We start from the raw sequence: 20,206 nt of genomic DNA on the forward strand, positions 1-20,206 counted from the left end.
ACGACGACATGAGCAAACACACGATCGAGGAGTGCGTGAAATCCAGCCTCGAAGACTACTTCCGCGACCTGCGCGGCACCGAGCCCGACGGCCTGCACGACATGCTGGTGCGTGCCGTCGAGAAGCCGCTGCTGGAGGTGGTGATGGAACGCGCCGAGGGCAACCAGTCGCGCGCCGCCCAGTGGCTGGGCCTGAACCGCAACACCCTGCGCAAGAAGCTGCTCGAGCACAAGCTCGCCAAGTGACCCGAATTCCAACGAAGCCCCAGACCCGACTGGCATCCCCATGGCACTGACCGCACTCATTTCCGTTTCCGACAAGACCGGCGTCCTCGACCTCGCCCAGGGGCTGCACGCGCTGGGCGTCCAACTGCTGTCCACCGGCGGCACCGCCAAGCTGCTGGCCGAGGCCGGCCTGCCCGTGACCGAGGTGGCCGACCACACCGGTTTTCCGGAAATGCTCGACGGCCGCGTGAAGACGCTGCATCCGAAGATCCACGGCGGCCTGCTGGCCCGCCGCGACCTTCCGGCCCACATGGCCGCGCTGGCCGAACACGGCATCGCCACCATCGACCTGCTGGTCGTCAACCTCTACCCCTTCGAGGCCACCGTGGCCAAGGCCGGTTGCACGCTGGAAGACGCCATCGAGAACATCGACATCGGCGGCCCGGCCATGGTGCGCAGCGCCGCCAAGAACTGGAAGGACGTCGCCGTGCTGACCGACGCGAGCCAGTACGGCGTGGCGCTGGAAGAACTCAAGGCCCACGGCCGCATCAGCGACAAGACCAAGTTCGGCTTTTCCGTCGCCGCCTTCAACCGCATCAGCAACTACGACGCCGCCATCAGCGACTGGCTGTCGTCCGTCGACTTCGAGGCCAGCGCCGGCCAGCCGGTGCCGCAGCGCAGCGCCTTCCCGGCGCAGAGCAACGGCCGCTTCGTCAAGGTGCAGGACCTGCGCTACGGCGAGAACCCGCACCAGTCGGCCGCCTTCTACCGCGACCTGTATCCGGCGCCCGGCTCGCTGGTCACCGCGAAGCAACTGCAGGGCAAGGAACTCAGCTACAACAACATCGCCGATGCCGATGCCGCCTGGGAGTGCGTCAAGAGCTTCGACGTGCCGGCCTGCGTGATCGTTAAGCATGCCAACCCCTGTGGCGTGGCCATCGGCGCGGACGCGGGCGAGGCCTATGGCAAGGCCTTCAAGACCGACCCCACCTCGGCCTTCGGCGGCATCATCGCCTTCAACACGCCGGTGGACGCCGGCACCGCGCAGGCCGTCGGCAAGCAGTTCGTCGAAGTGCTGATGGCGCCCGCCTTCAGCGCCGATGCACTGGAGCTGCTCAAGACCAAGCCCAATGTGCGCGTGCTGCAGATCTCGCTGGACGGTGTGAAGCGCGACGGCGCCAGCGCCTGGGCGCGTGGCCTCAATGCGCAGGACGTCAAGCGCGTGGGCTCGGGCCTGCTGATCCAGACCGCCGACAACCATGAGCTGCAACTCGCCGACCTCAAGGTCGTGACGAAGAAGCAGCCCACCGAGGCCGAACTGCAGGACCTGCTCTTCGCCTGGAAGGTGGCCAAGTTCGTCAAGAGCAATGCCATCGTCTTCTGCCAGGGCGGCATGACGCTGGGCGTCGGCGCCGGCCAGATGAGCCGCCTCGACTCCGCGCGCATCGCCAGCATCAAGGCCGAGCATGCCGGCCTGTCGCTGGCCGGCTCGGCGGTCGCCAGCGATGCCTTCTTCCCCTTCCGCGACGGCCTGGACGTGGTGATCGACCACGGCGCCACCTGCGTGATCCAGCCGGGTGGCTCGATGCGCGACAAGGAAGTGATCGACGCCGCCGACGAGCGTGGCGTGGCCATGGTGTTCAGCGGCGTGCGCCACTTCCGCCACTGATGGGGACGACGGGCCGCCCGGGTTCGACGGAAGACGAGGCGCCGCCCCGGCGCCCGCGCTGGCTGCTGTTGCTGCTGGCGTTGTTCGTCGCGATGTCCGCGGTCGGCATGCTGGCCACCGGCTGGTTCATCCTGCGCGGCTACGTGTTCAAGCCGCCCACGGCGGCCACGGGCTCGATGGCGGCTGGCTACACGCTGGTCCAGGCCAGCGACTGCATGCGCTGCCACCTGGCTGAGCGAAAGGCGGTGGGCCCGGGCTGGCAGGCCATCGCGGCCCGCCATGCCGACAACCCCGAGGCCGTGACGCTGCTCGCGCGCAAGATCCGCGAAGGCAGCGTCGGCGACTGGGGGCGGGTGATCATGCCGCGCCATCCGCAGATTGGCGAAGCGGATGCGCGCCTGATGGCGCAGTGGGTGCTGGCGCAGCGGCCGGCCAGTCGCTGACGCGGCGTTGCCGGCTGCCGGCGCTCAGCCCAGCGTCTTGAACACCTCACGCGCCGCCTCGATGGTGGCGGAGATGTCCTCGGCCGCATGGGCGGCGCTCACGAATCCGGCCTCGTACAGCGCCGGTGCGATGTACACGCCGCGGTCGAGCAGGCCGTGGAACAGGGCGTTGAACTTCGCGCCGTCGCTGGTCATCACCTTGCCGTAGTTCTGGGGCAGCTCGGGCAGCAGGAAGAAGCCGAACATGCCGCCTTCGCAGTCGGCACTGAAGTGCACGCCGGCATCGGCTGCCGCATGGCGCAGGCCTTCGGCCAGGGCGCGGGTCTTGGCCGACAGCGTCTCGTAGAAGCCGGGGCGGGCAACCTCCTTGAGCGTGGCCAGGCCGCAGGCGGTGGCCACCGGATTGCCCGACAGCGTGCCGGCTTGGTAGACCGGGCCCAGCGGCGCCAGCTGTTCCATGATGGCGCGCGGCCCGCCAAAGGCCGCCAGCGGCATGCCGCCGCCGATCACCTTGCCCAGCACCGTGAGGTCGGGCGTGATGCCTAGCACGCCCTGCGCGCCGTGCAGGCCGACGCGAAAGCCCGTCATCACCTCGTCGAACACCAGCAGCGCGCCATGCTGGGTGCACAGCTCGCGGCAGCGGCGGGCGAACTCGGGCGTGGCCCGCACGAAGTTCATGTTGCCGGCGATGGCCTCGATCATCACGCAGGCGATGTCGTGGCCGTGCAGCGCGAAGGCCTCTTCGAGCTGGGCGATGTTGTTGTATTCGAGCACCAGCGTGTGCTGCACCACCTCGGCCGGCACGCCGGCGGAGGTGGGGTTGCCGAAAGTGGCCAGGCCCGAGCCGGCCTTGACCAGCAGCGCGTCGGCATGGCCGTGGTAGCAGCCCTCGAACTTGACGATGTGGCGCCGGCCGGTGGCGCCGCGCGCCAGGCGCAGGGCACTCATGGCGGCCTCGGTGCCGGAGCTCACCAGCCGCACCATCTCCATCGACGGCATCAGCGCCAGGATGGCCTCGGCCAGCTCGATCTCGCGCTCGGTCGGCGCGCCGAAGGAAAAGCCCTCGGCCACCGCGCGCTGCACGGCCTCGACCACGGCCGGATGGCCATGGCCCAGGATCATGGGGCCCCAGGAGCCGATGTAGTCGATGTAGCGCTGGCCGGCAGCGTCCCACATGTAGGGGCCCTGGGCGCGGGCGATGAAGCGGGGCGTGCCGCCGACGGCACGGAAGGCGCGCACGGGCGAATTGACCCCGCCGGGAATCACGGCGCGGGCACGGTCGAAGAGCTGGAGGTTGGTGTCGGTGGTCATGTGTTCAATGTCGCGTGTCATGAGGCGGCAGCGCGAAGTCGGCGTTGTCGAGCTCTATGGCGCCTTCGTCGTCCTCGTCGTCCGGCTGCGCCCAGAACAGGCGGTCGGGCAGCACCTGGCCCATGCCGGGGCGGAAGCCCGCATCCAGGCCGCGGTCCATGTAGGCCAGGGCCTCCGAGGTGGCCGAACTGAGGTCGGCGCCTGTGGCCAGCAGGGCGGCCAGCGCAGCCGACAGCGTCTCGCCGGCACCGGCGAAGACGGCGTCGAGCCGCTCGTACTTCTCGCTCAGCACCGTGGATTGGGGCGACGCCAGGACGTTCTCCATCCAGCCGTCGGGCCGCAGGATGCCGGTCACCAGCGTGTACGACACGCCCAGCTCGCCGGCTGCGCGGGCAATGTCGCGGGGCGTGGGGGGGCGGTCGCCGTCCCAGTCGGGCAGCAGCCAGCGCCGCAGCGTGCCCTGGTTGCCCACCAGCACGGCCGTCTGCGGCAGAACGAGGTCGCGGAAGGCGTCCAGGTAGCTGTCGATCGGCTCGTCCTCCCACCACGACAGGTTGGGCATGTAGGCCACCACGGGTACTTCGGGATAGTCCGAGGCGATCTCTGCCACCAGGCTCAGGTTGTCGGGGCTGCCGGCAAAACCCACCTTGATGGCTTGCACCGGCACGTCCTCGAGGATGGCGCGGGCCTGCTCGGCCACGTGCTCCTCGTCCAGCGCCACATGGTCGAAGACCTCGGCGGTGTCGCGCACGTAGATGCCGGTGGTCACACCGAGCATGTGGGCGCCCACCGAGGCCACCGACAGCGCGTCTGCGCTCAGGCCGGTGGCGCCGCTGGCATCGCCGGCGTTGAACACCAGCACGCAGGGCTGGCGCAGCTCTTCGGCGGGAAGGAGCTCGGACTGCGCTGGGTCATCCCCGCCCGCGTCACCTTCGTTAACATCGCCCGGTTGCGCTGCCGCGATGGCTCGGGTGCCGGGTCTCTGCATGAATGGGCGGGCGCTGCGCGGAAGCATGTCACGGCTCCTTTTGACAACGTCAAAAGGGGTGACGTCTAGATACAATTGTTGCATTATTTGAACGAGGCCCGTAAGCTGCGATGAATACGAAAACCTGGATGTGCCTGATTTGCGGGTGGATCTACGACGAAGCGGCAGGTTGGCCCGACGATGGTATTGCCCCGGGCACGGCCTGGGCCGATGTTCCGATGAACTGGACCTGCCCGGAGTGCGGCGCGCGCAAGGAAGATTTCGAAATGGTCGAGATCTGAGCCTCGCGGCCAAGGCACCGCTCGGTTGCCGCGGCCGCGCAGTGTGGCCGGCGGCCAAGACAAGAGGATGGCGATGAGTGCGAACGGATCGGGTTTCAAGGTGCTGGTGATCGACGACAGCAACACGATCCGGCGCAGTGCCGAGATCTTCCTCAAGCAGGGTGGCCACGAGGTGCTGCTGGCGGAGGACGGCTACGACGCGCTCTCGAAGGTGAACGACCACCAGCCGCAGCTGATTTTCTGCGACATCCTGATGCCCCGGCTGGATGGCTACCAGACCTGCGCCATCATCAAGCGCAATGCCCAGTTCAGCCATGTGCCGGTGGTCATGCTGTCCTCGCGCGACGGCGTCTTCGACAAGGCCCGCGGGCGCATGGTGGGCTCGCAGGACTACCTGACCAAACCCTTCACCAAGGACCAGCTGCTGCAGGCCGTGCGGCAGTTCGGCGGCGACGGCACCGCCCCGGCGCCATCCGCGACATGATGGCCTGCGCCGCCCTGCGCGCAGGCACGAGAGAACACCGCCCATGACCATCCGCAGCGTGCTCGTCGTCGACGACTCCCGCACCGAGCTGGTATTCCTGTCGGACCTGCTGCAGCGCAACGGCTTTGCCGTGCGCACCGCGGAGAACGCCGAGGCCGCGATGCGGCACCTAGAGGTCGGCCTGCCCGACCTGATCCTGATGGACATCGTCATGCCGGGGCAGAACGGTTTCCAGTTCACCCGCAGCCTGATGCGCGATCCGCGCTTCGCCCAGGTGCCGGTGATCATGTGCAGCAGCAAGGGCCAGGAGACCGACCGCGTGTGGGGCCTGCGCCAGGGGGCGCGCGACTACATCGTCAAACCCGTGCAGGCCGACGAGTTGCTCGCCAAGATCCGCGCGCTGGACTGAGGCGGCCCCATGCGTCCCGCCGGCCCCTCCGCTGCCGACCGTGCTGCCGCCCCGGGCGGGCAGCGGTGGCGCGTACGCATCCGCGTCCGGGTGGCCCATGTCGCAGCGTGAATCCCTGCGCGCTTTCCAGGCCCGCCTGGCCGAGCGGCTGCAGGCCGCCCAGGCGCGTCCGCTGGCGGCACAGTGGCTGGCGGTCCAGGCCGGTGGCCGTGCCTGCCTGCTGCCGCTGCCGCAGGCCGGCGAGATCTTTCCGGCCGCGGCGCCGCAGCCCGTTCCCTACGTCAAGCCCTGGTTCCTCGGCGTGGCCAACCTGCGCGGACGGCTGTGCGGCGTGATCCGGCTGGCCCACTGGCTGGCCGACTCGCCCCTGCCCGCCGAGGCGGGCCAGCCGAGCGAGGAGGGGTCGCACCTGGTGGCGCTCGGCGAAGCACTGGGCGTCAACGCCGCACTGCGGGTCGATGCGCTGGCCGGCCTGCGCAGCGGCAGCGCCTTCACCGGCGTGCTGCATGCCGAGGCGGTGCGCCCGCCCTGGCTGGGCGCCTGCCTGGCCGACAGCGCGGGCCGGGCCTGGCAGGTGCTCGACCTGCAGGCGCTGGCGGCCGATCCCGCCTTCCTGCACATCGCGGCGTGACGATCCGCGCCGCCGTCTCCGTTCCGAAGGACCGACCGTGACCCCGATCGTCGATACGCTCAAGAAGTACCTGCCCGGCCGCGACCCCGGCGCTGCGGACCTGGACCAGCCGACCACCGTGATCGGCGCCGATTCGCCCGGGCCCGCGCCGGCTGCCGCCGCACGCCGCACCGAGACGCGGCCCGCGGGACTGGAGCCACGGCCGCCGGTCCGCGAGCCGAAGGCCGATGCGCTCCGCCCTGTCGCTGCACCGGCCGTGGCCGGCCGCATGCCCGCCGTGCGCCAGCGCTGGCTCATCGCCCTGCTGGCGCTGCTCGTGCTGATGCTGCTGGCGGCCGCCGGCTGGACGGCCGTGCGCGCGGACCGTGTCTCGCAGCAGCTGGCCTCGGCCGGCCAGGCCTTGATGCAGTCGCAGCGGCTGGCCAAGTCGGTGTCGCAGGCCCTCGTCGGCACGGTGCCCGCTTTCGCCGAGCTGCGCGACAGCACGGACGACCTCACGCGGCGCGTGGCCGGCCTGGCGCGTGGCGACGACGAACTGGGCCTGTCGCCGTTGGGCGCCGCCGATGCCGAGATCCTGGCCCGCATCCAGCCGCTGGCGGCGCGGGCCGAAGCCGGTGCCAAGGTGGTGCTGGGCCAGCAGAAGGTGCTGATCGAGGTGGGCGCGGGCCTGCGCGGCATCGCCCGCCAGTCGGCCGACCAGCTGGACGCCGCACAGACCGTGGCCACCGCCGCCCTGCGCGGCGCCTCGCCGGCCGAGGCGCAGGCGGCGAGCCAGTTGGCGATGCTCACCCAGCGCATCGGCAAGTCGGCCAGCGAATTCCTGACCGTCGAGGGCGTGAGCCCCGACGCGGTGTTCCTGCTTGGCAAGGACATGACCCGCTTCGAGGAGCTGGTGCGTGGCCTGCAGGATGGCAGCGCCTCGCTGGGCCTGTCGCCGTTGCGCGACCCCGCGGCGCGCGAGTCGCTCAACGCCCTCCTGGCCAGCCATCAGCAGAACCAGGCCCAGGCCCGCGCCGTGCTGGAGAACCTGCAGGGCGTGGTGGCCGCGCGCGAGGCGCAGGCGGCCGTACTGGCCGACAGCGAGCCCCTGCGCCGCGCCCTGGGCGAGCTGCAGACGCGCCTGCAGTCGCGCACCGGCCTGGGCTTCGAGGAGCTGGCGCTGCTGGTCATGCTGTCGCTGGCCGCGCTCGGCCTGGCCGCCGCCATCGGCTGGCTGCAGGTGCGCGAGGGCCGCCAGCGTGCCGCCGCCGCCGATCGCGAGCGCGAGCAGGCCGAGGAACAGGCTCGCGAGTCCAACCGCGTCAACAGCGCCAACCAGAGCGCCATCCTGCGGCTGATGAACGAGCTGCAGACCGTAGCCGAGGGCGACCTCACGCAGCAGGCCACCGTGACCGAGGACATCACCGGCGCCATCGCCGACTCGGTGAACTACACCGTCGAGGAGCTGCGGCTGCTGGTGGGCAACGTGCAGAACACGGCCACCCGCGTGGCCCACACCACGGGCCAGGTCGACCAGACCTCGACCGAGCTGCTGGCCGCCTCGACCGAGCAGTTGCGCGAGATCCGCGAGACCGGCCAGTCGGTGCTGAGCATGGCCGCGCGCATCAACGGCGTGTCGGCGCAGGCGCAGGAGTCGGCCGCGGTGGCGCGCCAGTCGCTGCAGGCGGCGGAATCGGGCCTGTCGGCGGTGCAGAACACCATCGGCGGCATGAACGCCATCCGCGACCAGATCCAGGACACGGCCAAGCGCATCAAGCGGCTGGGCGAGTCCTCGCAGGAGATCGGCGAGATCACCGAGCTGATCTCGGACATCACCGAGCAGACCAACGTGCTGGCGCTCAACGCGGCCATCCAGGCCGCCTCGGCGGGCGAAGCGGGGCGCGGCTTCTCGGTGGTGGCCGAGGAGGTGCAGCGGCTGGCCGAACGCTCGGGCGACGCCACGCGCCAGATCGCCGCGCTGGTCAAGGCGATCCAGACCGACACGCAGGACGCCGTGGGCGCCATGGAGCGCTCCACGCAGGGCGTGGTCGAAGGGGCGCGGCTGTCCGACAACGCCGGCACGGCGCTGTCCGAGATCGACCGCGTGTCGCGCCGTCTGGCCGAGCTGATCGAGGAGATCTCGCAGTCGGCCTCGCGCGAGGCCGAGTCGGCCAACGTGGTGGCCGCGAGCATCCAGCACATCTTCGCCGTGACCGAGCAGACCGGCGAAGGCACCCGCGCCACGGCGCGGCAGGTGCGCGAGCTTTCGCAGATGGCCGAGGAGCTTCGGCAATCGGTCGCGCGCTTCAAGATCGCGTGACTATGGATCGCCCCCAGGCTTCGCGCTGCGCGCTTCGCCACCCCCCTCGAGGGGGCCGAGCCCGTACGGGCCTGGTCCAGTGGACCAGGCCCGACTGGCGAGGGGCTGCGCCACTGGCGCAGCGCGGTCTGCAAGACCTCTCCAGCGGCCCGGCAAAGCCGGTTCCGCAGATGTTCCCGCTTGGCCTGCTCCGCGGCCATTCGAACGGGAAGCCAGTGGCGGTTGCCGGCGCTGGCGCCGCGCGCCAGGTTTGGCTTGCCGGAGTGAACGCATGAACGCACCTCACGCGAGCGGCACATCGGCGATGGACGGCGCCACCACCGACCTCGGCCCCCTGGCCTGGGTGCATGGCGAGGTGCGCAAGTCGCTGGAGAACGCGGCCAAGGCGATGCACCGGCATCAGCTGGGGCGTGCGCCGGGGCAGGCGGGCGACGAGGCCGATCTGCAGGCGGCGGTCCATCACCTGCATCAGGCGGCGGGCGCGCTGCAGCTGGTGGGGCAGGGCGGGGCGGGGCGGCTGGCATCGGGCATGGAATGGGCCGTGCAGCGGCTGCAGCGCGAGCCGGCGCTGCAGACCGATGCCTCGACGGCCGCCATCGAGCGGGCCGGCTTCGCACTGGCCGACTTCCTGGCCCGCCTCATGGCCGGCCGTCCGGCGCCGGTGCTGGGGCTGTTCCCGCATTACCGCGACATGCTGGAGCTGGCGGGTGCCGACCGCATCCACCCCGCCGACCTGTGGCCCGAGCCGTGGTCCTGGCCGGCGCTTCCCCGGCCCGAGGGCGTGCCGCCGCTGGTGCTCGATGCACAGGTGCGCGCCGGGCTCGACCGCGACCTGCTCCAGGTGGTCAAGAGCGGCAATGCCGAGTCGGCCCGTCGCCTGGCCGCGCTGTGCCTGCGCCTGATGGCCGGGCAGCCGCCCGGCACGCCGCCCGCCGGCTTCTGGCTGCTGTCCGGTGCCTTCTTCGAGGCCCTCGGCGCCAGCGTGCTGGTGGCCGATGCGTACGTGCGCCGCACCGCCTCGCGGGTGATGCTGCAGTACGCCGCCCTGGCCCGAGGCACGGCGCCCGTGGCCGACCGGCTGGGGCAGGACCTGCTCTTCTTCTGCGCCCAGGCGCGCGTGCCGGTGCCCCCGCCGGCCCCCCTGCCGCTGCTGACGACGGTGCGCCGCGCCTGGGGCCTGGGCCGCGGCGATCCGGTGGATTACGAGCAGCGCCGCTTCGGCCGCTTCGATCCGGCGGTGCTGGCGCAGGCCCGCCGTCGCGCCGAGGCCGCCAAGGAATGCTGGTCCGCCATCTCCGAGGGCGACCTCAACCGCCTGCGCCCCGCTGCCGACAGCTTCGCGCAGCTGGGCGAATCGCTGATGGCGCTGTACCCGGCCGCCGCGCCGCTGGTGCAGGCCTTCGACCAGGTGCTGGGCGAGGTCATCCACCGCGGCGTGCCGCCGTTGACCGAGCTGGCGCTCGAAGTGGCCACCGCGCTGCTGCACATGGAGGCCGCCTTCGACGACCTCGATCCGCAGGACCGCGAGCTGGCCGAGCGCATCGTTCAGCTGGCCGGCCGCATCGAGCGCGCGCGGCGCGGCGCGCCGTCCGAGCCGCTGGCGCCCTGGATGGAGGCGCTCTATCACCGCGTGAGCGACCGCCAGAGCCTGGGCACCGTGGTCGACGAACTGCGCGCCCATCTGGGCGAACTGGAGAAATCGCTCGACCAGTTCTTCCGCCGGCCGGGCGACGGCAGCGTGCTGCGCGCTGTGCCGGCCCAGCTCACGCAGATGCGCGGCGTCCTGTCGGTGCTGGGCCTGGACCAGGCCGCGCGCGCCGTGCAGCGCATGCGCGAGGACGTGGAGCAACTGCTGGCCGACGGCGCCGGCCAGGGCGCCATCGCGCCCGGTGCGCCGGGCGTCGAGCGCCTGGGTCACAACCTGGGCGCGCTCGGTTTCCTGATCGACATGCTGGCCTACCAGCCGGCGCTGGCGCGGCGGCTCTTCGTCTTCGACGAGGCCGCCGGCCGGCTCGATCCCCTCATGGGCCGCCAGGGCGCGCCGGCGCCCGTGGTGCCGCCGCGCGACGAGCTGCCGGCCGAGGTGATCGACAGCGCCCGCGCCGTGGACGCGCAGATCGCCCAGCGCCTGGCCGAGGTGGGCACGCCCGTGGCGCCGGCCCTCGAGGAATTCAGCCGCGCCGCCGAGACCTGGCCGGCCGCGTCGCCGCCATCCGTGGCACCCGCCGAGGCTGCATCGCCCCCGGGCATGGACGTGGCCGAGCTGGACGAGGACGACCTGCGCGCCATCTTCCTGGACGAGGCCCGCGAGGTGCTCCAGTCCGCCCGCGCCGCCTTGCGCTCGCTGGCCGAGCCGCCGGGCAGCGGCGACGAACTCACGGTGCTACGCCGGGCCTTCCACACACTCAAGGGCAGTGCCCGCATGGTGGGGCTGGCCGAATTCGGTGACGCCGCCTGGGCCTGCGAGCAGGTGCTCAACACCTGGCTGGCCGAGCAGCGCCGTGCCGACCCGGCGCTGATGTCGGCGACCGAAGGCGCGCTGCCCGGCTTTGCCGCATGGATCGACGCCATCGCCGAGGGCCGCACGCCGCCGGCCAGCGAGTCCTGGCTGGCGCCGATGCGCGCGCTGGCTGCGGCGCCCGAGTCCGCAGACCCGGTGCCGCCGGTCCGTGCGACGACGCCCGCGCCCGCGCCGGTATGGGCGCCGCCTGCACCGGCCGAGCCACCCCCGGCGGCCGAGGCACTGCCTCCCTTGCCGGTCTTCGAGCCCGACTTCGAGGCCACCACGTTGCCGGCCCCGCTGGAGCCGCTGCCGGCGCCCGTGGAAGATCCCGACCTGCTGCCCGAGCTGGACCTGGGCGGCCCGACCCAGCCGGCCGACCTCGACTTCCTGCTGCCGGATCCGCCGCCGCGCCCGCCGATCCCGGCGCCTGCCAGCTTCGGCCACACCCGCATGGAGGCCGAGTTCGCCTTCGACGAGCCGCCCACCCTGCCGGCCCCGATGCGCCGCGAGGAGGACGAGTCCGAGGCCGATGCCGCGCTCGCCGACTTCGAGCGCACCACGCAGGCCGAGCCGGCCGAGGACTCGGTGCCGCTGTCCTCGGACTACGGCGTGGATTTCGAGCTGTCGATGGCGCCGCCCGATGCCGCGGATGTCGAACCGCCGGTGGCCGAAGTCGCGACGCCCGCTCCGGTGCAGGACGACGCGGCGCCGCCCACGCTACCGCCGCAGGAAGCCCCGGCGCCCGTCGCGGGCGACGACGTGCGGCTGGTCGGCGGACTGCGCATTCCGCTCACGCTCTACAACGTCTACCTGAGCGAGGCCGACGAGTGGTCGCGCCAGCTGGCCGAACTGCTGGCGGGCTGGGCCCGGACGCCGGGCACGCGCCTGCCCGACGAGGCGGTTGCCGCTGCGCATTCCCTGGCTGGCAGTTCGGCCACGGTCGGCTTCGCGCTGCTGTCCGAACTCGCGCGGCTGGTGGAGAGCGCGCTGCAGCACCTCCAGGGCGAACACCGCGCGGGCGCAGCCCAGGCGGCCGTGCTCGTCGAGGCTGCAGAAGACATCCGCCGGCTGCTGCACCAGTTCGCGGCCGGCTTCGTCAAGGCCCCGGGCGCCGGCCTGCCCGAGCGGCTGCGTGCGCTGCTCGAACTACCCGCCGCCCCTCCGACATCCACGCTGGGACCGGCTTCGGTGCCCGGGCCCGATGTCGTGCTGGAGCCCGAGGACGAACTCGGCGCCGTGCAGGACGCGGTGGACCACGAGCTCTTTCCCATCTTCGAAGAGGAGGCGGCCGAACTGCTGCCTGCCCTCAGCCGGGCGCTGCGCGCCTGGGCCGCGCAGCCGCACGACGGCGACGCCCGCGCACAGGTGCTGCGGGCCCTGCACACGCTCAAGGGCAGCGCCCGGCTGGCGGGGGCGATGCGCCTGGGCCAGCGCGCCCACCAGATGGAATCGGCGCTGGAGCCGCTGGGCCTGGGCGATGCGGTGCGCGAGGCGCTGGAGCAGGCCCTGGGCCGGCTGGACGTGCTGCAGGCCGAATTCGACCAGCTTCGCGCCGCCGATTCGGCCGATGAGGCGCGGCGCCAGCAGCTGGCGGCCGATTCCGTCGCGGCCGAGCACAGCGCGCCTGCGCTGCGCATCGAGACCAGCGATGCTTCCGCGCCGATGGCATCGGCCGACGCGGTGGCGACCGGTGACGAGGCGGCCGAGGTGCCGCGTCCCGCCGGGCTGGAAGCCGCGCTGGCGGCAGCCCAGCCCCCAGCGGTGCTGGCGGCGGCCCCGGCAGCCGGGGCCGTGGTGCGCATCCGCGCCCAGCTGCTCGACCGGCTGATGGCCGAGGCCGGCGAGGTGACGATCACCCGCGGTCGCGTCGAGGCCTCGGTCGAGCAGTTGCGCGGGGCCCTGGGTGAACTCACCGGCAACCTGCAGCGCCTGCGCCAGCAGCTGCGCGACCTGGAGGTGCAGGCCGAGAGCCAGATGCAGTCGCGCCAGATGCAGTCGCGCGACGCGCAGGGCTTCGACCCGCTGGAATTCGACCGCTTCACCCGCGTGCAGGAACTCACCCGCATGATGGCCGAGTCGGTGGACGACGTGGCCGCCGTGCACCGCACGCTGCAGCGCACCGTGCAGGTGGCCGAGGACGGCCTGCAGACCCAGGCTCGCCAGACGCGAGAGCTGCAGCGCTCGCTGCTGCGCACGCGCATGGTGGCCTTCGACAACCTCGCCGAGCGGCTGTACCGCGTGGTGCGCCAGGCGTCCAAGGAGACGGGCAAGCCGGTGCACCTCGACCTGCTCGGCGGCGAGGTGGAGATGGACCGCGGCGTGCTCGACCGCATCGCGCCGGCCTTCGAGCACCTGCTGCGCAATGCGGTGGTCCATGGCATCGAGCCGCCCGAGGAGCGCGAGCGCGCCGGCAAGCCGGCCACCGGGCAACTGCGCGTGGAGATGCGCCAGGACGGCAACGACATCGCCATCCGCTTCGCCGACGACGGCGGTGGCCTGCGGGCCGAGCGCATCCGCGACCGCGCCGAGGCGCAGGGGCTGATCGAGCCTGGCGCTGCGCTGGACGAGCGGGCGCTGGCCGAGCTGGTCTTCCGACCCGGCTTCACCACCGCGACGGAGGTCTCGGAATTGGCCGGGCGCGGCATCGGCATGGACGTGGTGCGCGCCGAGGTGACGGCCCTGGGCGGCCGCATCGAGACCCGCAGCACGGCGGGGCAGGGCACCGAGTTCCGCCTGGTGCTGCCGCTGACCACCGCCGTCACGCAGGTGGTGATGCTGCGGGCGGGCGGGCTGACCTTCGGCGTGCCCGCCAGCCTGGTCGAGCTGGTGCAGCGCGCCGGTGCCGCCGAGCTGGCACAGGCCTATGCCGAGGCGCACAGCGGCTACGGCGGGGAGCGGCTGCCCTTCTACTGGGCGGGCGCGCTGCTGCAGGCCTCCGACGCCAGCGAGCAGCCGCCCGGCCGCGCCAACACCGTGGTGGTGGTGCGCAGCGCCGCCCAGCGCGTGCTGCTGCATGTGGACGAGGTGCTGGGCAGCCAGGAAGTCGTGGTCAAGAACCTGGGGCCGCAGCTCGCGCGCGTGCCGGGCCTCGTGGGCATCACCGTGCTCGCCTCCGGCGCCGTGGTGATGATCCACAACCCGGTGGTGCTCGGCACGCTGCACGGCGGGCAGGCGCGGCGGCGCCAGCGCCTTGCGGCGGACCTGCCCGCGCCCGATGCCGCCGGCCAGCCGGGCCGCACGGCGGCCCAGGTGCCGCTCGTGATGGTGGTGGACGACTCCATCACCGTGCGCCGCGTGACGCAGCGCCTGCTGCAGCGCGAAGGCTGGCGGGTGGCCCTGGCCGCCGATGGCCTGCAGGCCCTGGAGCTGCTGCAGGGCGAGCGTCCTGCGCTGGTGCTGTCGGACATCGAGATGCCGCGCATGGACGGCTTCGACCTCGTGCGCAACATCCGCGCCGATACGCGCCTGGCCGACCTGCCGGTGGTGATGATCACCTCGCGCATCGCGACCAAGCACCGTGAGCATGCGCAGTCGCTGGGCGTGGACCACTACCTCGGCAAGCCCTACGGCGAAGACGAGCTGCTGGCTCTGGTGCGTCGCTATGCCGCGCCGGTCACGTCGGTCGCGCCGACGGAGCCGGCGGCGGAGGCCGCCGCGCTCTGATCAGGCCTTGCGCCCGCGCAGCAGCCAACAGGCCGCGTCGAAGCAGACCCTCTCTTGCCGGATGAAGGGGGTGAAAGCGGACTGCACGGCCGCCAGCAGCGCGGGCCGGGTCTCGCCCGCCACGCTCGGCAGGATCCGCCCCAGCGGACCCAGGCGCTCCACATAGACCGGCAGGGCGGTCAACGGCATCTGCAGAGGCAGGTCGACGGGCTCCAGCGCGACGTCCGTCCACCCGCCCTCGTGCATGAGGCGGCCGACCCGCCCGGCATCTGCAAACGCGAACTGACCCGGGCCGTCGGGCCGCCGCAGCGGCAACCCGGGCAGCGCTGCGGAGGCGGCGCGCTCGGCGGCGGTCATGAATGGGTTCTCCGTCGCCGAGCGCCAGACGATCGCCGTCAGCGTGCCGCCCGCGGCGGCGGCGCGATGCAGGTTGCGGAAGGCAGCCGCGGGGTCGGCAAAGAACATCAGCCCGAAGCGGGACAGCAGGCGCGTCCGTGCGCCGGGACCGAATGCGTGGGTCTGGGCGTCGGCGCAGGCGAAGCGGGCCGTGCTTGCTGCCGCTGCCGCGCGTTGGCGGGCACGGTCCACCATGGGCCCGGAGATGTCGATGCCGAGGCAGCTGCCCATGGGCCCCGCCGCGTCTGCGGCCAGCAAGCTGGTCGCGCCCGTACCGCATCCGACGTCAAGCACGTGGTCGCCCGACGCGATGGCGGCGGTCTCGATCATCAATTCGGCCACCGGCGCGAACAGCTCATCGAGCATCGGTTGGACATCGACCCAGGCCTGGCCCCCGGGGCCATTCCAAAGGGCTGCCTGCTCGTCGGCAGCGGGAAGGGGTGAAGGTGTCATGGTGTGCAGTCCTCGTGCAATGAATCGAAATGACGGATGGCGCCCCGCCAGGGCCCCCCGGGGCGCCGGCGCGGTCTCCGGCGAGCCGGGATTGACAATGTGCCGCTTCAACTGCACTTGAGGTCAAGCCCATGGTCGAGATGGACATTGCGGAAGTCGGCCGCCGCGCCGGCCTGCCCGCGTCGACGCTGCGCTTCTATGAGGAGAAGGGCCTCATCGTGCCGCTGGGTCGGCGCGGTCTGCGGCGCGTGTACGACGCCGGTGTGCTCCAGCGGCTGTCGCTCATCGCCCTGGGGCGGGTGGCCGGCTTTTCGCTCGAGGAGATCCGCACCATGCTCGGCGGGGAGGGCCAGCCTCGGATCGACCGTGGCCGTCTGACCGCCCAGGCCGATCTGCTGGAGGCGCGCATCCGGCACTTGCGTGCTTTGCGGGACGGGCTTCGGCATGCGGCGGAATGTCCCGCGCAAAGCCATCTGGAATGCGCCACCTTCCAGCGTCTGCTGACGGCGGCGGGGTCGGGCCGGCTTGGCCCGAGGCGACGGGCTGCACCAGCCGCGCCTCTATGAACGAAGGGGCTCGCACGGCGGCGCACCTGACCTGGACCTGAAACCGGGGCCTGGCCCCACGCGTGGGCCTCGCCGAGGCATGCTTATTGCTGCCCAAGGTCGCATGTCAGTGATAACCCTTGCCGGCCGGCGCGGACCTGCGGCGGCTCCGGCAGACTGTATACACTCGCGTCCACAACAAAACCGCCGCAGCGGAGCGATGAGGCGCATCGGGCCCCCCGATGCCAAGCGTTCGCGGCACCTTCTGCTTACAGCGCCCGCGGTGGTGAGCAGGACAGAACTCTCATCACCTCAGGGTTGAGCGATGGAAAGCTACTACCTCGACTGGGCCAACCTGCTGCTGCGCTGGCTCCACGTCATCACCGCGATCGCCTGGATCGGTGCCTCCTTCTACTTCGTGATGCTGGACAACAGCCTCGAGAAGCCCAAGGACGCCGAATCGCTGGACAAGGGCGTGGGCGGGGAGCAATGGGCCGTGCACGGCGGCGGCTTCTACAACATGCAGAAGTACGCGGTGGCGCCGCGCAAGATCCCGGAGCACCTGCACTGGTCCTTCTGGGAAAGCTACTCCACCTGGCTGAGCGGCTTCGCGCTCTTCACGGTCTCGTACCTGTGGAACGCCAGCACCTACCTCATCGACAAGAGCAAGATGGACTGGCAGCCCGGCGCCGCCATCGCCGTGGCCCTGGCCTTCTTCGTCGTGTTCTGGATGGTGTACGACGGCATCTGCCAGATCTTCGGCCGGCGCAAGAACGGCGACACCATCGTCGGCGTGCTCATCGCCGTGTTCATCGCCTTCGCGGCCTGGCTGGCCTGCCAGTGGTTTGCCGGCCGGGCGGCCTTCCTGCTGGTGGGCGCCATGATGGCCACGACCATGAGCGCCAACGTGTTCTTCTGGATCATCCCGGGCCAGCGCAAAAGCGTGGCCGCCCTTCGCGAGGGCAAGCCAGTGGACCCGATCCATGGTCAGCGCGGCAAGCAGCGCAGCGTGCACAACACCTACTTCACGCTGCCGGTGCTGTTCGCGATGCTGTCCAACCACTACAGCTTCACCTACTCGCATCCGCAGAACTGGATCGTGCTGCTGCTGATCATGCTCGGCGGCGCCGCCATCCGTCAGTTCTTCGTGGTGCGCCACCGCTGGAAGCTCGGCAACGCCAGGAACCCGCTGCCCTACGCCATGCTCGGCATTGCCGTGCTGGGCCTGACCATCGTGTGGATGAAGCCGGCGCCCGTGGCTCCGACGCCGGCCGCCGCCCAAGCGGCGCCTGTCCCCTATGCCGAGGTGCAGAAAGTGCTGGAGCAGCGCTGCTACATGTGCCACGGCGCCGCCGTGCAGATGAAGAATGTGCGCCTCGATTCGCCCGAGCAGGTGGCCGCGCATGCGCAGGCGGTCTACCAGCAGGTGGTGGTGACGAAGATCATGCCGATGAACAATGCCACCAACATCACCGACGCCGAGCGGGGACTGATCGGCCGCTGGTTCCAGGGCGGGGCGAAGACGCGATGAAGTCGGGCGCACAGCAGATGCTCATGAAGGGCGCAGGGGGCGCTCTTCAACGGGGCATCCGCTGGTTGTCGCTTCAGTTCTGCGCACTACTTGATGCGCGTTTGAGGTCGCGTGAGACGGATTGGGCTAGATCCCTGGCGGCATCCTCAAGTGATTGCGCGCTGGCCTTCGGGTCTGCCATCAAAGCGCCGAAATTTGGATACGTGTTCTTGGCTTCTGTCGACCGCCACCCCTCTGCAGGTGGCCGCCAGCCGACTGCGTGAAAGCCGCGGTACATCGGATTCTTCTTGTCATCGCCGAGCAGGGTGGCAGGTGCGGTGATGGTTGGTAGGTACGACGTACTGCCCTGTGGAGAAACAAATCCCTCAATAGTCGGCGACACCACGAGAACCGCGTCAGCGGTGCTTTGAATGTCTTCAAACTTTAAGCTGTGACTGTTGTCCACTTCTTTCCAGGGGGCGTCTTGTTCTTGTGCAATAAAGCCCTGGGCATTAAGTTGTTTTACCAACTCGGCCACCAGGACGTTGTTGATGGCAATGCCTTGCTCCCGGTAGGCCTTTGACAGTGTCTCCTGTTTGCTGTTTTGATCGGCGGCGGCGATCAACCCGCCAATCAGGCCAAATGCCACCCCGGGATGGCCGATATTGAGGACGGTGTACGTCTTCGGTTCCGGGACGCGGACGACGGAAATTGTCTTGATCTTTGCCAACTTTTCTTGTGCGACATCAATCCGTGGCACGGGGCTCGCACACCCGACCAGAACAATCGCGGCACACGTCAACCCTGCAGCAACGCTCTTTCTAAACATATCCGTTCTCCCTGATTTTGTTGAATTTCTATTGTTCAACTTTTTTACTGCATGGTGGTGGAGGCGCATATGAAAAGCCTCCAGATTAGCAACTTCTACCGACCTGAGAGCTATGACTCATGACCCAGCACTAAGGCGTTGTGCGAGCCAGCGCAAACGCAAGCTGGTTGTGACGCTCGACAAGGGGTTCCAACTCGAGGGTGGTCAGGCACCCTTCATGCACCACCACCCGTCCATTGACCACCGTGTACGCCGCCTGCGGGCTGGCGCACAGCAGCAGGCTGGCGACGGGGTCGTGCACGGCGCCGCCGGCGAAGCCCAGGGTGCGCAGGTCGAACAGGGCCAAGTCGGCGCACATGCCGGGCGCGAGGTGACCGATGTCGCTGCGACCCAGCACCTGGGCGCCGCCGCGGGTGGCCATGGCCAGGGCGTCGCGGGCGGTCATCTCGGCCGGGCCATGGTCGCAGCCGAAGGCGTCGAGCGATCGCCGCACCCGCGCCAGCAGCAGCGCCTGCCGGGCCTCGCCCACCATGTGCGCGCCATCGTTGCTGGCGCTGCCATCCACGCCCAGGCCCACCGGTACGCCGGCGTCGAGCATGCGGCGGATGGGCGCCAGGCCCGAGGCCAGGCGCATGTTGCTGCAAGGGCAGTGGGCCACGCCGGTGCGGCTGCGCGCGAACAGGCCGATGCCGGCTTCGTCCAGCTTGACGCAGTGGGCATGCCAGACGTCGTCGCCCAGCCAGCCCAGTTCCTGCGCGTATTCGGCCGGCGTGCAGTTGAACTTCTCGCGGGTAAAGGCGATGTCGTGGTCGTTCTCGGCCAGGTGGGTGTGCAGGCGCACGCCATGCTGGCGGGCCAGGGCCGCGGCATCGCGCATCAGCTCGCGGCTGACCGAGAAGGGCGAGCAGGGCGCCACCGCCACGTTGACCATGGCGCCGTGGCTGCGGTCGTGCCAGGTGGTGATCAGGCGCTCGGTGTCGCGCAGGATGGCCTCCTCGTCCTCGACCACGCGGTCGGGCGGCAGGCCGCCCTTGGACTGGCCCAGGCTCATGGCCCCGCGCGACGCGACGAAGCGCATGCCGATGGCCTGCGCGGCCTCGATGCTGTCCTCCAGCCGCACGCCGTTGGGGTAGATGTAGAGATGGTCGCTGCTGGTGGTGCAGCCGGACATCAGCAGCTCGGCCATGGCGACCTGCGTGGAGACCTGCACCATCTCGGGCGTGAGCCCGGCCCAGATGGGATAGAGCCCGCGCAGCCAGCCGAAGAGTTCCGCGTCCTGCGTCGCCGGTATGGCGCGCGTCAGCGACTGGTACATATGGTGGTGGGTGTTGACCAGGCCCGGCATCACCAGGTGGCCGCGCGCATCGATCACCTCGTCGGCCTGCTGCGGCAGTTCGGCGGCAGGGCCGATGGCCTCGATTCGGTGGCCGCGCACCAGCACCGAGGCATCGCGGAGTTCGGCCCGCGTGTCGTCGAAGGTCGCGACGCAGGTGGCGTTGCGGATCAGCAAAGTTTTCATCGGTACAGTCCTCTCGCCAAATCAAGGACCCGTGCATGGTCACGGCGTC

The 20,206-nt window shown here is 70.8% G+C and carries 16 protein-coding genes; 11 read left to right on the top strand and 5 right to left on the bottom strand.

The features are described from left to right. Positions 1-8: 8 nt before the first annotated feature. The 3 genes from DFR41_RS07885 to DFR41_RS07895 are packed head-to-tail and all read left to right on the top strand — an operon-like array spanning position 9 to position 2,336. Positions 9-245 carry a helix-turn-helix domain-containing protein gene (locus DFR41_RS07885; protein WP_017757135.1) on the top strand — a complete coding sequence of 79 codons (237 nt, stop codon included), beginning with the start codon at positions 9-11 and terminating at the stop codon, positions 243-245. Positions 246-285: 40 nt separating this feature from the next. Further along, positions 286-1,893 carry a bifunctional phosphoribosylaminoimidazolecarboxamide formyltransferase/IMP cyclohydrolase gene (gene purH, locus DFR41_RS07890; protein WP_114802343.1) on the top strand — a complete coding sequence of 536 codons (1,608 nt, stop codon included), beginning with the start codon at positions 286-288 and terminating at the stop codon, positions 1,891-1,893. Then, positions 1,893-2,336, top strand: a complete 444-nt coding sequence (locus DFR41_RS07895) for a c-type cytochrome (protein ID WP_114802344.1) — start codon at positions 1,893-1,895, stop codon at positions 2,334-2,336. Before purH ends, DFR41_RS07895 begins: the two co-directional genes overlap by 1 nt. A gap of 24 nt (positions 2,337-2,360) precedes the next feature. Here DFR41_RS07895 and hemL read toward each other — a convergent pair whose 3' ends face one another. After that, a complete protein-coding gene (gene hemL, locus DFR41_RS07900; RefSeq protein ID WP_114802345.1) occupies positions 2,361-3,647 on the bottom strand; it encodes a glutamate-1-semialdehyde 2,1-aminomutase in 1,287 nt (428 codons plus the stop codon). Between the two features lie 4 nt (positions 3,648-3,651). Next, positions 3,652-4,635, bottom strand: a complete 984-nt coding sequence (gene thiD, locus DFR41_RS07905; protein ID WP_114802535.1) for a bifunctional hydroxymethylpyrimidine kinase/phosphomethylpyrimidine kinase — start codon at positions 4,633-4,635, stop codon at positions 3,652-3,654. 110 nt (positions 4,636-4,745) lie between these two features. Between thiD and DFR41_RS07910 the strand changes: the two genes are divergently transcribed. The 6 genes from DFR41_RS07910 to DFR41_RS07935 all read left to right on the top strand — a co-directional run bounded on the left by DFR41_RS07910 (position 4,746) and on the right by DFR41_RS07935 (position 14,905). After that, positions 4,746-4,916, top strand: a complete 171-nt coding sequence (locus tag DFR41_RS07910) for a rubredoxin (protein ID WP_043113757.1) — start codon at positions 4,746-4,748, stop codon at positions 4,914-4,916. 73 nt (positions 4,917-4,989) lie between these two features. Continuing rightward, the gene (locus tag DFR41_RS07915; RefSeq protein ID WP_017757129.1) at positions 4,990-5,400 is read left to right on the top strand and encodes a response regulator; all 411 of its coding nucleotides are present in this window, start codon (positions 4,990-4,992) and stop codon (positions 5,398-5,400) included. 43 nt (positions 5,401-5,443) lie between these two features. Further along, positions 5,444-5,809, top strand: coding sequence for a response regulator (locus DFR41_RS07920; protein ID WP_114802346.1), 366 nt, complete (start codon positions 5,444-5,446; stop codon positions 5,807-5,809). A 97-nt stretch (positions 5,810-5,906) separates the two neighbouring features. Further along, positions 5,907-6,440 (top strand): chemotaxis protein CheW, encoded by a 534-nt coding sequence (locus DFR41_RS07925; protein ID WP_114802347.1) that lies wholly within the window; start codon positions 5,907-5,909, stop codon positions 6,438-6,440. A 37-nt stretch (positions 6,441-6,477) separates the two neighbouring features. After that, positions 6,478-8,739: a methyl-accepting chemotaxis protein gene (locus DFR41_RS07930; RefSeq protein WP_425326689.1), complete on the top strand. Its 2,262-nt coding sequence runs from the start codon at positions 6,478-6,480 to the stop codon at positions 8,737-8,739. 271 nt (positions 8,740-9,010) lie between these two features. Continuing rightward, positions 9,011-14,905 (top strand): hybrid sensor histidine kinase/response regulator, encoded by a 5,895-nt coding sequence (locus tag DFR41_RS07935; RefSeq protein WP_114802348.1) that lies wholly within the window; start codon positions 9,011-9,013, stop codon positions 14,903-14,905. On the opposite strand, the gene DFR41_RS07940 is transcribed toward DFR41_RS07935, so the two are convergent. Then, positions 14,906-15,754, bottom strand: coding sequence for a class I SAM-dependent methyltransferase (locus tag DFR41_RS07940; RefSeq protein WP_114802349.1), 849 nt, complete (start codon positions 15,752-15,754; stop codon positions 14,906-14,908). It abuts the gene before it with no gap. A 131-nt stretch (positions 15,755-15,885) separates the two neighbouring features. Between DFR41_RS07940 and DFR41_RS07945 the strand changes: the two genes are divergently transcribed. Both DFR41_RS07945 and DFR41_RS07950 read left to right on the top strand, forming a co-directional pair. Next, positions 15,886-16,320 (top strand): helix-turn-helix domain-containing protein, encoded by a 435-nt coding sequence (locus DFR41_RS07945; protein WP_114802350.1) that lies wholly within the window; start codon positions 15,886-15,888, stop codon positions 16,318-16,320. Positions 16,321-16,624: 304 nt separating this feature from the next. Beyond that, on the top strand, positions 16,625-17,830 hold the full coding sequence (locus DFR41_RS07950) for a urate hydroxylase PuuD (protein ID WP_114802351.1): 1,206 nt from the start codon (positions 16,625-16,627) through the stop codon (positions 17,828-17,830). Between the two features lie 73 nt (positions 17,831-17,903). Here DFR41_RS07950 and DFR41_RS27325 read toward each other — a convergent pair whose 3' ends face one another. Together DFR41_RS27325 and DFR41_RS07955 are read right to left on the bottom strand one after the other, a co-directional pair. Beyond that, entirely contained in the window at positions 17,904-18,707 is an 804-nt protein-coding gene (locus tag DFR41_RS27325; protein WP_147284325.1) for a hypothetical protein, read from the bottom strand. Positions 18,708-18,768: 61 nt separating this feature from the next. Next, positions 18,769-20,157 (bottom strand): 8-oxoguanine deaminase, encoded by a 1,389-nt coding sequence (locus tag DFR41_RS07955; protein ID WP_114802352.1) that lies wholly within the window; start codon positions 20,155-20,157, stop codon positions 18,769-18,771. Between the last annotated feature and the right edge of the window lie 49 nt (positions 20,158-20,206).

It is taken from the genome of Pseudacidovorax intermedius (assembly GCF_003350475.1).
Taxonomy (GTDB): domain Bacteria; phylum Pseudomonadota; class Gammaproteobacteria; order Burkholderiales; family Burkholderiaceae_C; genus Xenophilus; species Xenophilus intermedius.

Coding starts and splice junctions, on each gene's coding strand:
- DFR41_RS07885 (WP_017757135.1), top strand. CDS start 9: ATGAGCAAACACACGATCGAGGAGTGCGTGAAATCCAGCCTCGAAGAC.
- purH (WP_114802343.1), top strand. CDS start 286: ATGGCACTGACCGCACTCATTTCCGTTTCCGACAAGACCGGCGTCCTC.
- DFR41_RS07895 (WP_114802344.1), top strand. CDS start 1,893: ATGGGGACGACGGGCCGCCCGGGTTCGACGGAAGACGAGGCGCCGCCC.
- hemL (WP_114802345.1), bottom strand. CDS start 3,647: ATGACCACCGACACCAACCTCCAGCTCTTCGACCGTGCCCGCGCCGTG.
- thiD (WP_114802535.1), bottom strand. CDS start 4,635: ATGCAGAGACCCGGCACCCGAGCCATCGCGGCAGCGCAACCGGGCGAT.
- DFR41_RS07910 (WP_043113757.1), top strand. CDS start 4,746: ATGAATACGAAAACCTGGATGTGCCTGATTTGCGGGTGGATCTACGAC.
- DFR41_RS07915 (WP_017757129.1), top strand. CDS start 4,990: ATGAGTGCGAACGGATCGGGTTTCAAGGTGCTGGTGATCGACGACAGC.
- DFR41_RS07920 (WP_114802346.1), top strand. CDS start 5,444: ATGACCATCCGCAGCGTGCTCGTCGTCGACGACTCCCGCACCGAGCTG.
- DFR41_RS07925 (WP_114802347.1), top strand. CDS start 5,907: ATGTCGCAGCGTGAATCCCTGCGCGCTTTCCAGGCCCGCCTGGCCGAG.
- DFR41_RS07935 (WP_114802348.1), top strand. CDS start 9,011: ATGAACGCACCTCACGCGAGCGGCACATCGGCGATGGACGGCGCCACC.
- DFR41_RS07940 (WP_114802349.1), bottom strand. CDS start 15,754: ATGACACCTTCACCCCTTCCCGCTGCCGACGAGCAGGCAGCCCTTTGG.
- DFR41_RS07945 (WP_114802350.1), top strand. CDS start 15,886: ATGGTCGAGATGGACATTGCGGAAGTCGGCCGCCGCGCCGGCCTGCCC.
- DFR41_RS07950 (WP_114802351.1), top strand. CDS start 16,625: ATGGAAAGCTACTACCTCGACTGGGCCAACCTGCTGCTGCGCTGGCTC.
- DFR41_RS27325 (WP_147284325.1), bottom strand. CDS start 18,707: ATGCGCCTCCACCACCATGCAGTAAAAAAGTTGAACAATAGAAATTCA.
- DFR41_RS07955 (WP_114802352.1), bottom strand. CDS start 20,157: ATGAAAACTTTGCTGATCCGCAACGCCACCTGCGTCGCGACCTTCGAC.